The sequence below is a fragment of the Streptomyces sp. NBC_01363 genome (assembly GCF_026340595.1).
GTDB lineage: Bacteria > Actinomycetota > Actinomycetes > Streptomycetales > Streptomycetaceae > Streptomyces.
Map to the genome: position 1 here is coordinate 1,534,614 of NZ_JAPEPF010000001.1, position 15,480 is coordinate 1,550,093.

Below are 15,480 nucleotides of genomic sequence, written 5' to 3' on the forward strand. Positions count from 1 at the left end.
AGAACCATGGCCATCACCGCCCGGCAGACCGCCACCCTGGCCCTGGCCCACGCACTCTCCGCCGCCGAGCGCGGGCTCCCCGTCATCCCGCTGACCGCCCGCAAGCTCCCCGCCCTGCCCTCTCCGCACCGCAGCGACGACCGCCGGTCCACCTGCCGGGGCGCATGCGGCCTTCCAGGGCACGGCGTCCACGACGCCACCACGGACCCGGCCGCCGTCCGGGCCCTCTTCGCCGCCGCCCCCTGGGCCACCGGCTACGGCATCGCCTGCGGCCGGCCCCCGCACCACCTCATCGGCATCGACCTGGACATCGACACCACCGGCAGCAGCGACTCCGCCGCATCGCTCCGGCGGCTGGCCCTGCACCACCTGTTCACGATCCCGCCGACCGTCATGGTCCTCACCCCCAGCGGCGGGCGGCACATCTGGCTGACCGGCCCGCCCGGCGTTCCCGTGCCGAACTCCGCGAGCCGCCTCGCCCCCGGCATCGACATCCGGGGCGCCGGTGGCTACCTGGTGGGACCCGGATCGATCACCCCGCGCGGCCGCTACCGACTCGCCCCGGGCACCGCCGGCCTGCCTCCGGCACGCTGCCCCCTCGCGCTCCTGCGCCTGCTCATGCCTCCCCCACGCCGCCGGCCCGGCGCCGCCGACCGGCACGACCGGGGCCGGGGACTGGTCCGCTTCGTCCTCGCGGCACGCGAGGGCCAGCGCAACACACGGCTCTTCTGGGCGGCCTGCCGCGCCTACGAACACGGCTACGGCGACGCCCTGGCGGACGCCCTCACCCACGCCGCCGTCCGCACCGGCCTCACCGAACGCGAGGCCCGCGCCACGATCGCGTCGGCGGCCCGTCTCACCACGGCCGCGCCGGACGCGGCTCCCGGAGGCCGTCCGCCGGACGGCCCTAACCCGCGGTGCTGAGTTCCCAGAACCGGAAAACGGTCGACGTGTCCAGACAGTTCTGCAGACCCCGGACGTTCTCGTTGGCGACCGCGTACTGCTTCCCCTGCCAGAGCGGCAGGAGCGGCACCTGATGCGCCACGATGTCCTGCAGCTTGATGAACGGCGTCCGGGTGTTCGAGCGGTCGGTCATGGACGAGGTCTGCGGGATGATCCGTTTGGTTATGTCGCTGTTCTCGTAATTGTTCGACAGGACATTCCCGTCACCGAAGAACGGCTGGGTGAAGTTGTCGGGGTCGGGATAGTCCGGCACCCAGCCCTTCACATAGATGCCGTACTTGCCGTCGGCGATGCCCTTCTCGTACTGGTCGAACGGGACCGACCTCATACTGGCGTCGAAAAGACCGCTCTTGTTCAACTGATCAGCGATGGTCTGGAGTTCGTCGTCGGTGGCGGGCCCATAACGGCTCGGAGTGGACCAAAGGGTGAGTCTCACCTTGTCGGTGATACCGGAATCCCTCAGGACGTCCTTCGCCTTCTGCGGCTGCGGACTGTCGCCGTAGGTGTTGAAGAAGGAGTTGCCGTGCCCGGTGATACCGACCGGGACGATCGAGTAGAGCGGTGTCGCCGTGGACTGGTAGACCTCGCTGACCAGGGCATAACGGTCGACGAGATAGGCGATGGCCTTGCGCACGGCGAGCTTGCCGACCACCGGGTCGGCAACGTTGAAGACCATGTGCTGGACTTCCGCGCTGCTCCCCTGGACCACGTCGATGCCGTCCTTCTCCGCGGTGGGCGAGGTATCCAGGGCGGCTATCGTCTTGGCGGTGAGACCGCGGTACGCAATATCGACATCGCCCTTCTCCAGAGCGTCCTTGAGCGCCTGCTGGTCGCCCTGGAAGAGCTTCATCGTCACGCCGGAGTTCTTCACCTCGGCGGTTCCGTGATAGCCGGAATAGACCGAGAAGTCGGCCTTCGACTTGTCTATGGAGTCCAGCTTGTAGGGACCGGAACCAACCGTTTTACCGCCCTTGAGCAGACTGTCCTTGGGATATACCCGGCGATCCACGATGGAGCCGGCACCCGATGCGATCTTGCTGGGGAATGTCGCGTCGGGCACCTTGAGCCGGAATACGACGGTCTTGTCGTCCGGCGTGCTGATCGACGAGATGGTGGAGAGCAGCGGTGCCGGGCCCGCCGGGTCGTTGATCTTGATCGCCCGGTCGAAGGAGTACTTGACGTCCGCCGAGGTGAGGCTGTGGCCGTTGCTGAACTTCAGCCCGTCGCGCAGGGTGCAGGTGTAGGTCTTGCTGCCGTCCGAGAAACCGCACTCGTCGGCGGCCTCCGGCACCGGGATGGAACCCCCGGGCGGGAAACTCAGCAGCGACTGGAAGACGTTGTTGAACAGCAGCCAGGACCCCGGGTCGTACCCCGCGGCCGGATCCGTCGCCAGGATGCCGTCGGACATGCCGACGACCATTCTGTCCTTGCCCTCGAAGGGCCAGATCTGATCCTCGGAGCCGCAACCCGCCAACAGCACCGCCGCCAGTCCCCCGGAGATCAAGGTGGCCGACCGCCTCGTACGAACCTTCACAGAACGTGCCTCATACTCTCGGCCGGGAACGTGGGGGTCCCCGGACAACCGGATCAGGTCAGAACTACTGCGAACGTCGCGGCCGTCCAGCACTGTCAGCCCGGCCGTGCGCGGTGGTGCGGACCGACAGCCTGACTGGACATGGTGTTCACCAGGGTTCTTCGTAGTGACTGACTGCCAAATGGCAGCTGATGAACGATGGAGCACAAATCATGATCGGTCTCGTGGTGCTTTGACAATCTAGTAGTACGGGGCGCTACGTGGTGGCACATCAAGCGACAAACATCGTCACCGGCAGCCGGTGCCGGCGGCACGAATGGCTGGTATCGATCCGTGCCGGCCGACCGGCCGAACCGACCGTCGCACCTGCACCCCTGGTCAGCGAACGGGCCCCGGATAAAAGGGACTTGGGCCACGCCACCCCGGACCTCCGCGATCTCCCGCAGTCCGTCCGGAACAGTGCGTACCGCAGCGGCATCCACGCACAGTCAACGCATGGCAAACGCACCGGCAGTGCACAGAACGACGGCCCCCGACCGGACTTCCGGTCGGGGGCCGTTCATCTGCGGTGGGTGTGGGATTTGAACCCACGGTGACTCGCGCCACGACGGTTTTCAAGACCGTTCCCTTAGGCCGCTCGGGCAACCCACCCCTGCTCCGCCCACCTGTGACGGAGCGCCTACAGCGTACCGGCTGATTGATTCCGCCGGGCAATCCCGGTCGCTCGCCCGCTCCGCCGCAACTCGGGTCCGTGGCCGTTCGCGTGGGTAATACCTGCCTCAGCGGGCTCCGACAGCCGTCGGATCACCGATCCGGCGGCGTCGCCCGGCCCGGTCAGCTGTCGCCGCTGCGCTCCCCCAGGGTGACCTGGGCCGTTGCCGTCCGGCCGTCGCGCTCGTAGGTGAGCGTGACCCGGTCGCCGGGCTTGTGGGTCCAGATCTCGCCGATCAGGGTCGGGCCGCTGTCGATCACGGTGTCGTTGAACTTCGTGATGACATCGCCCGCCCTGAGGCCGGCCCGGTCAGCGGGTCCGTCCTTCGACACGGCCGCCGTACCGTCCGCGCCCTGGTCGGAGATGACCGCGCCGCCGGTCTTCTCGTTCATGGCGACCGTGGCGCCGATCACCGGGTAGACCGGCTTGCCGGTCTTGATCAGCTGCTGGGCGACGTTCGTCGCCTGGTTGATCGGGATCGCGAAGCCGAGGCCGATGGAGCCCGCCTGGGTCTGACCCACGCTGCTGCCGGTCGACTGGATGGCCGAGTTGATGCCGATGACCGCACCGCGCGCATCGAGCAACGGGCCGCCGGAGTTGCCCGGGTTGATCGAGGCGTCGGTCTGCAGGGCGCTCATGTACGAGTTGCTGCCGCCGGAACCGTCACCGGAGGCGACCGGGCGGTTCTTCGCGCTGATGATGCCCGTGGTGACCGTGTTGGACAGGCCGAACGGGGCGCCGATGGCGATCGTGGAATCGCCGACCGCGACCCGGTCCGAATTGCCGAGGGCCAGCGGGGTGAGCCCCGACGGCGGGTTCTTCAGCTTCAGGACGGCGACGTCGTAGCCCTGTGCCCGGCCGACGACCTCGGCGCCGTACTTCCTGCCGTCGGAGAACGTCGCCGTGAGCTGGCCGCTGTCCGCCGCGGAAGCCACCACGTGGTTGTTCGTGAGGATGTGGCCCTCCTTGTCGTACACGAAGCCGGTGCCCGTACCGCCCTCGCCATCACCGCCCTGTGCGTCGATGGTGACCACGCTGGGCAGCGCCTTGGCCGCCACGCCCGCGACCGTGCCGGGATCGCGCTTGAGGTCCTGCGGGTTGGCCGACGCCGAGACGGTGGTCGAGCCGGAGGTGTCGTTGCGGTCGGCCGCCCAGTAGCCGAAGGCGCCGCCGATGCCGCCGGCGATCAGCGCCGCGGCCGCCACCGCCGCCACCAGGCCGCCCATGCCCCGCTTGCGCGGGCCTTCGGGGGCGTACGGCTGGGGCCGGGCGCCCCATACCGGACCGCCGCCGTCCGCACCGTGGGAGGCGTACGTCGGCACGGCGGGCGGGGGCGGCCAGTTGGCTTCGGCGGCCGACTGGGGCGCATGGGGAGTGTGCGACGCATGAGGCTCGTGGGGCGGCGTCGCCGGGCCGGAAGCCATGGGCGTGGTGGCCGCGGTGGCCGGCTCCCCCGTCGGGGCGGGGGTGGCCGCGGGCGGGCTCCCGGGCGACTCCTGAGGAGCGTCGGCCGGCACGGGAGGTACGGACGGAACGGGCGGAACGGCCTCGGCCGCAGTGCCCTCGTTGCCCTCGTTCTCTGTGCTCACAGCTCTTTACTCCTCGGTTCCACATCAATTTCGGCAAGAGATCCGCTGTGTACGTGTCCGGTAACAGCTTTTCCCAAGGCACGTCAGGCCACTGTAAGCAGGACCTGTGCATCCGCACACCAATCTTTACATCGGGCAAAACGATCCCCCGGTGCAAGACGCACCGCAGTCACGGCGCAGTCGCGGCGCAGAGGTGCACACATCCGCCGCGCAACGTGCGCACAGCGGTCGGCTCCCGGTGACACGATGACGCGGTGACCCACGCACGGCAGCAATCCACGCACCACCCCATCCAGGTCATCGCTCACCGGGGCGCGTCCGACGACGCCCCCGAGCACACGCTGGCCGCGTACCGGAAGGCGATCGAGGACGGCGCCGACGCCCTGGAGTGTGACGTACGGCTCACCGCCGACGGCCACCTGGTGTGCGTGCACGACCGCCGGGTGAACCGCACCTCCAACGGCCGCGGCGCCGTCTCCGCCCTGGAGCTCTCCGAGCTCGCCGCCCTCGACTTCGGCTCCTGGAAGGACCGCGAGGAGTCGGAGTCCCCGGACTGGGATCCGGTGCCGGGGGAGCTCACCTCCGTACTCACCCTGGAACGGCTGCTCGAACTCGTCGTCGAGACCCGGGCCGCCGGGCGTCCGCTCCAGCTGGCCGTCGAGACCAAGCACCCCACCCGCTGGGCGGGCCAGGTCGAGGAGCGGCTGCTGCATCTGCTGAAGCAGTTCGAGCTCGACGCCCCGCCGGCCGACGGCCCGTCGCCGGTACGGATCATGAGCTTCTCGGCGCGTTCCCTGCACCGCGTCCAGGCCGCGGCCCCCGCCCTGCCCACCGTGTACCTGATGCAGTTCGTCTCGCCGCGACTGCGCGACGGGCGGCTGCCGGCCGGGGCGCGGATCGCGGGGCCGGGGATGCGGATCGTACGCAACCACCCCGCATACATCGAGCGGCTGCACCGCGCGGGGCACCGTGTGCACGTCTGGACGGTGAACGAACCGGAGGACGTCGAACTCTGCGTCGACCTGGGCGTCGAGGCAATCATCACGAACCGCCCGAAACAGGTTCTGTCACAACTGGGACGCTCTTAACATCAGTTACACGGAGTACACCGGCGCATTCGAATCGTATTCGATCGTTACGAGTGCGTCACTGGCAGTCCATTGGCCGGTTTCCGGTCCAGTCCAGGAGGGCATCCACTCCGTGGCGTGGGGCAAAGGAGGTCTCGGGGGTGGCGTTGGTGGTGGCACAGGAAGTGCCCACGTCGTCGAGCATGGCCGTACCCCATGGCCCTGCGGGCGTGGGCCAGGCGCGGCACCGGATGCGCGAGCAGTTGCGCAGCCACGGGGTGTCGGACTCGGTCGTCGACGATGCTGTATTGATTCTTTCCGAACTGCTCAGCAATGCCTGCCGGCACGGCAGGCCGCTGGGCCGGCACACGGATGTGGGTGACGGCGACGTCCGCGCGGCGTGGCGCGTCGACAGAACGGGCGGGCTGACCGTCGAAGTGACGGACGGCGGCGGTCCGACCCGCCCCGTTCCGGCCACACCGTCGGTGACGGCGCGTGGTGGCCGGGGGCTCAACATCATCAGCGCGCTCGCCGACGAGTGGGGCGTACGCGACAGCTCGTCCGGTGAAGTGACCGTCTGGGTCCTCGTCAACGAGGGACATGGGCAGGTGTCCGGGGTGCCGGGCAGACCGGGCGCACCGGCCGTTTCTGTGCCGGGCGTGTCGGGGAAGGCCGTGCCGGGGACGGGCATGTCGGCAGCGGGCGTGTCGCTCGACGGGCTGGGCTTCGCGGACGCCTTCGACGACGTGGGCTGACCTTCCGGCGGGGACACCGGCCGCCGCGACGGCCGAGGCGTCGCCGAAGCGTCGCCGAGGCGTCGCCGAGGCGTCAGGGCGCGTCCGCGCGGAAAGACGCGTTCCGCACTCCGGTACCGCCGGGCGTGTGGGCGCATGTGTCCCGCGCACGACAGAGGCGGCTAGGCTCGCGGCCCAGACCGCACTGTCGCAATCGGGAGAAAGCCCACCATGGCCAAGAAGCGCCCTCAGACCAAGGCCGGGAAGCAGCAACTCAAGGATGGCGAGATCCCGGTGGTCGGGGCTCGCGAGCCCTGCCCGTGCGGTTCGGGCCGCCGCTACAAGGCGTGTCACGGCCGCGCCGCCGCCCAGGCCGTGACCGAGCTCGTCCACCGCCCCTTCGAGGGTCTGGCCGGCGAGTGCGACTGGGTCGCGCTGCGCGAACTGGTGCCCGCCGCCACGGTCGCGCTGACGCTGAAGGACGGGCTGCCCGAGGGCGTGCCCTCGGTGACGCTCGCGACCGTCCTGCCCATGGCCTGGCCTGCGCTTCGCCGCGACGACGGTTCGGTGCTGCTCGCCCTGCAGAACGACACCCCGTCGGGTGACCTCAGCCGTGACCTCGCGAACACGCTGCTGCGGGCGCTGGACGCCGAGCCCGGTTCGCCCGTGGCTGCGCAGCGCGTGCCGGCCGACGGTCCGCGGCTGCAGGACGTGCTCGACCCCGCCGCGGCGTTCGAGCCCGTCGTCCACTCCGGCTTCGAGTTCTGGGTTCCGGACGCGGAGAACGCCACGCCCGAGGTGTCGGCCTCCCTGGAGCGCGCGAACGAGGCGGCGATCCCGACGACGCGGCTCGCCGGTGTGGACGCCGCCTACTGGTGCGAGACCCCGGAGAAGAACCACCTCCGCTGGGTCATGCCGCACGCCGAGGAGCGGCTGCTCGACGCGCTCGCCCGGCTGCACGCCGCCGGCACCTCCTCGCTGGGCGAGGGGACCAGGCTGGTCGGCTCCTTCCGGGCACACGGACTGATGGTCCCGGTCTGGGACCTGCCGAGCGCGATGGGGGCCGAGGAGTGCGAGAAGCCCGCGGCCGAGTTCGCCGAACGGCTGACCGCGGCGCTCGACTCGGACGCGCCGCTCAGTGCCGAGGAGCGGCGGGCCCGCGGCGGGCTCACCAACCGCCAGGTGACACTCAGCTGACAGTGACGACCCCCGGGGTCCACCGGACCCTTCGGGTGACTCGCGTCACAACTCGCCGTACTCACAGGTAAATCCCTGTCCGAATACGCGAGATCGAATTTGCGAACGGCAGATCTCTTGTTACCGTTCTAGAAGCCCGGTCGCTGGTGCATCCCCCGTCGCCAGCGATCGGGCATTCTCATTTCCGGGTACGGCGCACAGCGCGCAACGCGACGCACGAGCCCACGCACAAGCCCCCTCGCCCGTACGCTCCTCGTTCATCGAGCGCCGCGGCCCACGACCGCCCCGCCGCACCGCCGCTTTCACGGGCACACCGGCCCGGCCCGGCGGAACGGGAGGGCCGGAGGACCGACGGAGCCGTGACCGCGACAGGCGCCCGGGGCCCCGGGCGCCGGTGTGCCACGCGGGGACCGATCGGTCTCGGACAGATGCCGACCACCGGATGCCGACCGCCGGATGCCAGGCGATCTCCACGAATAGCCCGCCCGAACTCACTCGAATAGACATTCGATAAATCCGTCCGGGCGTTCCGGAATGACCATCAGAAAGCCTTCTGCCGCCGGACTTTGCAGCGGCAGACTTTGCATTGTGAGACAGGGAACAGGATCACATCCGCGATCACATCCGGGGCCGCATCCGCCATCCGGATAACGATCGCCGGACAACGACCACCTGGATAACCATCGACCGGATAATCGCGTGGCCTCACCTGTCGGTTTCGCATGAGTTTCTGACGGTCCGCCGGATATTCCGACGGAACACGGGTCCGGTGCGGCTCACCCCAATGCTCCGGTGGCGGGCACGAGGCGCACCCGCCACCGCCCCGTCAGTACGCGAGCCGGCTGCCGCCGTCCGGTGCACCGCTGCTCGCCTCGACCAGTGCGTCCAGCACCGCACCCACGTCCGGCAGCCACGGCGCGGCAGGCGCCGGAACCGGACCCCTTCCGTGCGGACGAGGCCGGGGCTCCGGGGAAGGAGCCCGCTCCCAGCGCACCTGCCCCGCCCCCACCTCGGACGGCGGAAGGACCAGATAGCCGCCCTCGCCGTGAAAACGCAGCGAACTGGGCACCCAGTCCTGGGCGTGCAGCAGCTCGCCGAGCCGTTCGAGGTCGTACGGGGCGACCAGCAGCGACCACCGGGTCGGCGTCGCCACCACGGGTCCGAGCCGCACGCCCATCCGGTCCAGCTCGGTCAGCGCTCGGGCGGCGGCCACGGCAGGCAGGCTCAGCGCACACGGGGCGCGCCCCCCGGTGGCCAGAACGATCGGAGCGGTGGGCCGGTTGGTCCACCACCAGCGCACCAGGCGCTCGTCGGTGGTCGCCGCGAGGAGACCGGGATCGAAGGGATGTGCGCCGGGCACGGCGCACTCGGGATCGGGACAGGCGCAGCCACGGCCACGGCCACTGCGACCACCGGCCGCCTCCGGTCCCACTCCGGGGAGCACCGGCCACTGCCATGCGGTGGCGCAGGTCAGGGCCGCGTCGAGCTGGGCGGGCCTTCCCCTGCGCCGGAGCCGGAGCCTGCGTCGCCTTCCGAGGATCTCGCGCATGAGCGCTCGTTCCTTTCCGTTGAACGCCGAGGGTCCACATCGCACCACGTGCGAATTGCCGTACGTGTGCCTTACTTCACTGTGCGTACATGCTCTTCAGGTCTGCGGTACGGGTGGGTCGTCGGTACCGAGCATGGGCCGAGCCGATTCGAGCAGGTGCGAGACGGGTCCGGACGAGCAGGTCCGGACAAGCGTGGCGAGGAGCAGCGCATGTATCGCGCCTGCCGTCCCAAGGTGCAAACCCCGCCACTCGGGGGTGGGGGCGTGGCCGTCACAAGAGAGGACGTCCGGGCCGCCTGCCGGGTTCCGGGGCGATCAGAACTACCCCTGGCCTTCATCGATTACGTACCCAGCACGCCCGCAATGACGCTCCCTCTAGGACTTCACCCCGAGAACACCCCCTGTCGAGCACGCCCAGTCGACCGCAAATGGCTGTCGCAGGGTGCATTTTTAGGCCAACTTGACGGTCTCTTGGACACCATATTTACCGTGGTGACAATGCTGGACATCGCCTCACTTGTGCGTGTACATGTGGTGCACGTGTACATGCGGATGCACTGATAGCGGCGCAGAATGACATGGGGGTTTGCGATGCTATTCGACGAAACGCACTGGTCGGAAAGCAGACGTCCATGAGCGCCCCACACCTGCCGAAAGTGGCTGGAATCGATCCCACAGTTCCGGTTTCAGCGCACACTGCCGGGTCCTTGTCCGAAGTGCCGTCCGCCCCAGGAGCCTTCATCCAGGACCGGCTCGCCGGCTGGGTCTCCGACCTCACCACGTTGCACGAACTCACCGAGCGGCTGGCCAGAACCGGCACCCTCGACGACGCGCTCCACGAGCTGCTGGACGCCGGAGCCGCCCTGGTCGGCGCCCGCCGCGGCCTGGTCGTCCTCGAACCGTCCGACCGCCGCGGCCCCGTGAGCACCGTCGGCCTCGGGCTCACCCATGCCGAGCTCGGACTGATCGAGACGGTGCCGCGCACCGCCACCTCCTACGGCCGGATCCTGGAGGGGCTCCCGGACGCCGAAGGAGCGCTGACCACCCCCGACCTGCCCGGCGACACCGGCCTGGACCCCCGCCGCCGCGAAGTCGCCGCCCGGCTCGGATACGCCGCCAGCTACGCCATGCCGATCACCGCCGAGGCGACCGGCAGACTCGGTGCCGCCGTCTGGCTGTACGACCAACCCGCCGAACCCCTGGAGCGCCAGCGTCATCTCGTCGGCCTCTACGCCGGGTACGCCGGTGAGCACCTGGCCAGGCTGCTGGAACTGGAGCGGGCCAGGGCCGACGTCGCCACCGTCAGGGAGGAGCTGCTGCCCAGCCGGCTGCCCCGGGTCGCCGGCGTACAGCTGGCCGCCCGCCACCGCCGGGCGCCGCAGGGCGGTGGCGACTGGTACGACGCGCTGGCGCTGCCGGAGGGTGCGCTCGGTCTCGCCGTGGGCTCGGTGAACGGCTCCGGGCCCAGCGCCCTGGCCGCCATGGGACGGCTGCGGGCCGGCCTGCGGGCGTACGCGGTGATGGAGGGCGAGGATCCGGTCGCCGTGCTCTCGGACCTGGAGCTGCTGCTGCGGCTCACCGAACCGGCCCGTACGGCGACCGCGCTGTTCGCCTACTGCGAACCCGCCGAGCGCAAGATCCTGCTGGCCGGTGCGGGCCACACCCCGCCGCTCGTGATCGGCGACCGGCGCACCGAGTTCGTCGAGACCTCGGTCTCCGCGCCGCTGGGCATGCTCGCCTGCTGGGAGGCACCCAGCGTGGAGATCACCCCGGCGCCCGGCGAGACCGTACTGTTCTGCACCGACGGACTGCTGCGCCGCACCGGCGACTCGACGGACCGGGCGTTCGCGCGGCTCCACTCGGCGGCCGCTTCCGTGCCGAAGGCGATGCGTCTCGACGCCGGAGCCGTCGCCGACCACGTGCTGCGCACCGTGCTGCCGGACGGGCTCGACCGCGACGACGACGCGGAGGACGTGGTCGTCCTGGCCGCGCGTTTCGACTGAGCGCCCCGGCATTCCCCGGCCCGGCCGTGTAACAGGTCCTCCGGCCCTGTGCCCCCTTCCGTACGCCCGTACGATGGACGGGGTCCAGTGTCGTATCAAGGAGAGACAAATCGTGGCTGAGGAGCTCACCCCGGAGAACCCGGAGACCGAGGAAGAAGAGACGGTCAAGCAGCGGAAGAACGGCCTGTACCCGGGCGTCTCCGATGAACTCGCCGCGAACATGAAGTCGGGTTGGGCCGATACCGAACTGCACGGCCTCGAACCGATCGCCCAGGCCGCACACACGGCCGCCCGCCGCGCCGCGCTCTCCGCGCGTTTCCCCGGTGAGCGACTGGTCATCCCCGCGGGCAACCTGAAGACCCGCTCCAATGACACCGAGTACGCCTTCCGCTCCTCCACCGAGTACGCGTACCTCACCGGCGACCAGACCCAGGACGGCGTCCTCGTCCTGGAGCCGACCGAGGACGGTCACGAGGCGACCATCCACCTGCTGCCTCGCTCCAACCGCGAGAACGGCGAGTTCTGGCTCGACGGCCAGGGCGAGCTGTGGGTCGGCCGCCGCCACTCCCTCGCCGAGGCCGAGCAGCTGCTGGGCATCCCGGCGAAGGACGTGCGCGAGCTCCCCGCCGCGCTGACCGAGGCCACCGGCCCGGTCCGCAACGTCCGCGGCCACGACGCCGGCATCGAGGCCGCGCTGACCGACAAGGTCACCGCGGAGCGCGACGAGGAGCTGCGCGTCTTCCTCTCCGAGGCCCGGCTGGTCAAGGACGCCTTCGAGATCGCCGAGCTGGAGAAGGCCTGCGACGCCACCGCGCGCGGCTTCGAGGACGTCGTGAAGGTCCTCGACAAGGCCGAGGCGACGAGCGAGCGCTACATCGAGGGCACCTTCTTCCTGCGTGCCCGCATCGAGGGCAACGACATCGGCTACGGCTCGATCTGCGCGGCCGGCCCGCACGCCACCACCCTGCACTGGGTGCGCAACGACGGCGCGGTGCGCTCCGGCGAGCTGCTGCTGCTCGACGCCGGTGTGGAGACCAACGACCTCTACACCGCCGACGTGACCCGCACCCTTCCGATCAACGGCACGTTCACGCCGCTGCAGCGGAAGATCTACGACGCCGTGTACGAGGCCCAGGAGGCGGGCATCGCCGCCGTCAAGCCCGGCGCCGGCTTCCGCGACTTCCACGACGCCGCACAGCGGGTGCTCGCCGAGAAGCTCGTCGAGTGGGGCCTGCTGGGCGACCTGTCCGTGGACAAGGTCCTGGAGCTGGGGCTCCAGCGCCGCTGGACGCTGCACGGCACCGGTCACATGCTCGGCATGGACGTCCACGACTGCGCCGCCGCGCGCACCGAGTCGTACGTCAACGGAACGCTGGAGCCCGGCGTCTGCCTCACGGTCGAGCCCGGTCTGTACTTCCAGACCGACGACCTGACCGTGCCCGAGGAGTACCGGGGCATCGGCGTCCGGATCGAGGACGACATCCTCGTCACCGAGGACGGCAACCGGAACCTCTCCGACAAGCTGCCGCGTCGGGCCGACGAGGTCGAGGAATGGATGGCCCGGCTCAAGGGCTGATCCGAAACATCCGGGACGCCCCGGGAAGACCGGGAAGACCCGGCGAAGGACGCTCTGCTCAGGACACCATGAGCAGAGCGTCCTTCCGCCATTTCAGGACCTTGTCGAAGCTGACGACGGCACCGCTGCCGGGGCGGTTGCCGAAGTGCACGTGGTCGGCGAGCTGCTCGATCAGACAGAGGCCCCGCCCGTCCTCGGCGTTGAGCGGCGGGTACTGCTGGGGTTCGTGCTGCTGATGGGTTTCGTGCTGCTGGGTCCCGCGCTGCTGTGCGGAGGTGCGGAGCGTGCGCCGGGCGGGAAAGCCGGGCCCCGAATCGGCGACCTCGATACGGCACTTCTCGCCGTCCAGATAAGCGGTGACCCGGTACTGCCCGGAGGCCGCCCCGGGCAACTCGTCCCATACGTCCCACGGATCCCGCGGAACGCCCTGGCCTTCCTGGTCTTCCTGAACCCTGTGGTCACCGCCGTGCTCGACGGCGTTCGCACAGGCCTCGCTGAGTGCGACCGACAGATCGAAGGAGATGTCCGGGTCCACTCCCGCGGTCTCCATGGTGCCCAGCAGGAAGCGACGGGCCAGCGGAACGCTCGCAGCCTCGCGCCGCAAATGGAGGGACCACCAGATGCTCATGCTCCAGCCTCCTGGCTGCGGCTCGACATACCGATACGTATTGCCGCGCAACACCATTCGTAAGCACAGACCGGATGTGAGACCGCTCATTCGGCGGATACCAGCTCTCCGTACACCCGTGTATGCCCGGCCGGTGAGCCCCATCGGACGGAAGGCGACCTTCCGGACCTGCCGCACCGAGCCCCGGGGCTCGGTGCGATGATGGCCCCGCCATGTCTATGCCTGTCGCACGCGCCGGAGCCGGTCTGCGGCTCATGAGGGCCGCGGTGTTCACCGCGGTCTGCGTCGCGCTGTCCGCGGCAGGTCACTCCCTGGCTTCCTGCGCCGCCGTCCCCTGGTGGACCCTGCTCGCCGGGTTCCTGGGGATGTTCGCGGTGGTGGCACCGTTCGCCGGACGCGAGCGTTCGCTGCCGTCCATCGCCGCCGCACTGGCCGGCGGACAGATCGCCCTGCACTCCCTGTTCGGCATGGGTACGCACGGCACCCCGGCGAACACCGCGGCGGGCGACGACTCGTTGATCCGGTTCGCGGCAAGCCTCGTGTGCGGGGCCGGGCCGGGCCGGCTGAGCGCCGCCGAGGCGCACCGCATCGTCACCACCGCGGGCATCGACCCGGCGTCGGTGACGGCCGGTGACCACCGCCATGTGGCCGCCGTGTCCGGCACGGATCCGGCCGCCCTCGCCGCCCTGCTGCCCGACCTGCCCATGCTGCTCGGCCATCTGCTCGCCGCGGCGGCCACCGGCTGGCTGCTGCGCCGCGGCGAGATCGCCCTGTTCCGGCTGGTCCGGCTGTCCGCGCACGGTGCCCAGCAGATCGCGGCCGGGGCCCGGCTGCGCGCCCTGCGCGCGGCGCTCGCCCTCGTCGACGCCCTGCGCGCCGGACTTCCCGGCGGCCCGGCGACCGGGCCGCGCATCGCCCGTACGGCGGTCGACGCCCCGCCCCCCGCCACCGGGGACCCGTTGCAGCACCTGGTGATCAGGCGCGGTCCGCCGGCCGCGTACGCGCTCGCAGCCTGACGCGACACCCTCCATCCGGCACACGGACCGCTCCGTGCCGTACCCGGCCGGCGCATGAGCGCCGCTCAGCGGGAAGAGGAGAGGTGTCGTGATGCCGTCGCGCACCCGCGCGCCGGACCACCTTTCCTTCGTGCTTCCGTGGAGTGATCCCTGTCATGAACGTTTCCCGCATCGCCCTCGCCGGCGGCGTCGCCGCGTCCACCGTCCTGCTCCTCGCCGGTACGGCCTCCGCGCACGTCAGCGTGCAGCCGCAGGGCGAGGCCGCCAAGGGCGGTTACGCCACCGTCAACTTCAAGGTCCCCAACGAGCGCGACAACGCCTCGACGACCAAGGTCGAGGTCAACTTCCCGACCGACCACCCGCTGGCCTCCGTCATGCCGCAGGCCGTACCCGGCTGGGACATCGAGGTCACCAAGAGCAAGCTGGCCAAGCCGATGGAGATGCACGGCAAGAAGATCAACGAGGCCGTCTCCAAGGTCACCTGGACCGCCGAGGGCGACAAGGACGCGCGCGGCATCCGCCCCGGTGACTTCCAGCAGTTCCCGCTCTCCATCGGCCAGCTCCCCGAGGACGCCGACCAACTGGTGTTCAAGGCCATCCAGACGTACGACAACAAGGAAGTCGTCCGCTGGATCGAGGAGCAGAAGGCCGGCGCCGCCGAGCCCGAGAGCCCGGCGCCCGTCCTCGCGCTGACCGCGCCGACCACCGGCGAGCACGGCGCGACCGCCGACGCCAAGGGTGCCGACGCCGGCGCCCAGGCCACGGACAAGCAGACGACGGCCGCCTCGGACACCTCCTCCAGCGACACCACGGCCCGGGTCCTCGGCATCGTCGGCATCGTCGTCGGCGTGGCGGGCGTGGCCTTCGGCGTCCTCGCCGGCCGCCGCCGCAACGCCTGATCCACAGCTCCAC

Annotated in this window: 12 protein-coding genes and 1 tRNA gene; 8 read left to right on the forward strand and 5 right to left on the reverse strand. The window is 70.3% G+C overall.

The annotated features are described in order from the left end of the window. The first annotated feature begins 6 nt into the window (after nt 1-6). Entirely contained in the window at nt 7-924 is a 918-nt protein-coding gene (locus OG611_RS07260; RefSeq protein ID WP_266416649.1) for a bifunctional DNA primase/polymerase, read from the forward strand. Here the strand turns inward: OG611_RS07260 and OG611_RS07265 are convergent. The 3 genes from OG611_RS07265 to OG611_RS07275 form a co-directional block, all read right to left on the reverse strand. Continuing rightward, on the reverse strand, nt 908-2,497 hold the full coding sequence (locus OG611_RS07265) for an ABC transporter substrate-binding protein (protein WP_266416651.1): 1,590 nt from the start codon (nt 2,495-2,497) through the stop codon (nt 908-910). The genes OG611_RS07260 and OG611_RS07265 overlap by 17 nt on opposite strands. A 566-nt stretch (nt 2,498-3,063) precedes the next feature. After that, nucleotides 3,064-3,148, reverse strand: a tRNA-Ser gene (locus OG611_RS07270). A gap of 183 nt (nt 3,149-3,331) precedes the next feature. Beyond that, entirely contained in the window at nt 3,332-4,798 is a 1,467-nt protein-coding gene (locus OG611_RS07275; RefSeq protein ID WP_266416654.1) for a S1C family serine protease, read from the reverse strand. A 254-nt stretch (nt 4,799-5,052) separates the two neighbouring features. Here OG611_RS07275 and OG611_RS07280 point away from each other — a divergent pair, with 254 nt between their 5' ends. From OG611_RS07280 to OG611_RS07290, 3 genes are all read left to right on the forward strand, one after another. Next, nucleotides 5,053-5,886, forward strand: coding sequence for a glycerophosphodiester phosphodiesterase (locus OG611_RS07280; protein WP_266416657.1), 834 nt, complete (start codon nt 5,053-5,055; stop codon nt 5,884-5,886). 53 nt (nt 5,887-5,939) lie between these two features. Continuing rightward, a complete protein-coding gene (locus OG611_RS07285) occupies nt 5,940-6,620 on the forward strand; it encodes an ATP-binding protein (RefSeq protein ID WP_266416659.1) in 681 nt (226 codons plus the stop codon). 210 nt (nt 6,621-6,830) lie between these two features. Then, nucleotides 6,831-7,796 (forward strand): DUF5926 family protein, encoded by a 966-nt coding sequence (locus OG611_RS07290; RefSeq protein ID WP_266416661.1) that lies wholly within the window; start codon nt 6,831-6,833, stop codon nt 7,794-7,796. Between the two features lie 826 nt (nt 7,797-8,622). On the opposite strand, the gene OG611_RS07295 is transcribed toward OG611_RS07290, so the two are convergent. Next, entirely contained in the window at nt 8,623-9,345 is a 723-nt protein-coding gene (locus tag OG611_RS07295) for a bifunctional DNA primase/polymerase (protein ID WP_266416663.1), read from the reverse strand. Between the two features lie 632 nt (nt 9,346-9,977). On the opposite strand from OG611_RS07295, the gene OG611_RS07300 reads away from it, so the two are divergent. Further along, a complete protein-coding gene (locus tag OG611_RS07300; protein ID WP_266416666.1) occupies nt 9,978-11,348 on the forward strand; it encodes a PP2C family protein-serine/threonine phosphatase in 1,371 nt (456 codons plus the stop codon). Between the two features lie 112 nt (nt 11,349-11,460). Beyond that, on the forward strand, nt 11,461-12,924 hold the full coding sequence (locus tag OG611_RS07305; RefSeq protein ID WP_266416668.1) for an aminopeptidase P family protein: 1,464 nt from the start codon (nt 11,461-11,463) through the stop codon (nt 12,922-12,924). Between the two features lie 58 nt (nt 12,925-12,982). On the opposite strand, the gene OG611_RS07310 is transcribed toward OG611_RS07305, so the two are convergent. Next, entirely contained in the window at nt 12,983-13,552 is a 570-nt protein-coding gene (locus OG611_RS07310) for an ATP-binding protein (RefSeq protein WP_266416670.1), read from the reverse strand. Nucleotides 13,553-13,764: 212 nt separating this feature from the next. Between OG611_RS07310 and OG611_RS07315 the strand changes: the two genes are divergently transcribed. Both OG611_RS07315 and OG611_RS07320 read left to right on the forward strand, forming a co-directional pair. Beyond that, entirely contained in the window at nt 13,765-14,568 is an 804-nt protein-coding gene (locus OG611_RS07315) for a hypothetical protein (protein ID WP_266416672.1), read from the forward strand. A gap of 155 nt (nt 14,569-14,723) precedes the next feature. After that, nucleotides 14,724-15,467: a YcnI family protein gene (locus OG611_RS07320; protein WP_266416675.1), complete on the forward strand. Its 744-nt coding sequence runs from the start codon at nt 14,724-14,726 to the stop codon at nt 15,465-15,467. The last annotated feature ends 13 nt before the right edge of the window (nt 15,468-15,480 follow it).

Bases quoted from the DNA above. Each gene is read 5' to 3' on its own strand.
- OG611_RS07260 (WP_266416649.1), top strand. From the start codon at position 7: ATGGCCATCACCGCCCGGCAGACCGCCACCCTGGCCCTGGCCCACGCA.
- OG611_RS07290 (WP_266416661.1), top strand. From the start codon at position 6,831: ATGGCCAAGAAGCGCCCTCAGACCAAGGCCGGGAAGCAGCAACTCAAG.
- OG611_RS07295 (WP_266416663.1), bottom strand. From the start codon at position 9,345: ATGCGCGAGATCCTCGGAAGGCGACGCAGGCTCCGGCTCCGGCGCAGG.
- OG611_RS07300 (WP_266416666.1), top strand. From the start codon at position 9,978: ATGAGCGCCCCACACCTGCCGAAAGTGGCTGGAATCGATCCCACAGTT.
- OG611_RS07310 (WP_266416670.1), bottom strand. From the start codon at position 13,552: ATGAGCATCTGGTGGTCCCTCCATTTGCGGCGCGAGGCTGCGAGCGTT.
- OG611_RS07315 (WP_266416672.1), top strand. From the start codon at position 13,765: ATGTCTATGCCTGTCGCACGCGCCGGAGCCGGTCTGCGGCTCATGAGG.
- OG611_RS07320 (WP_266416675.1), top strand. From the start codon at position 14,724: ATGAACGTTTCCCGCATCGCCCTCGCCGGCGGCGTCGCCGCGTCCACC.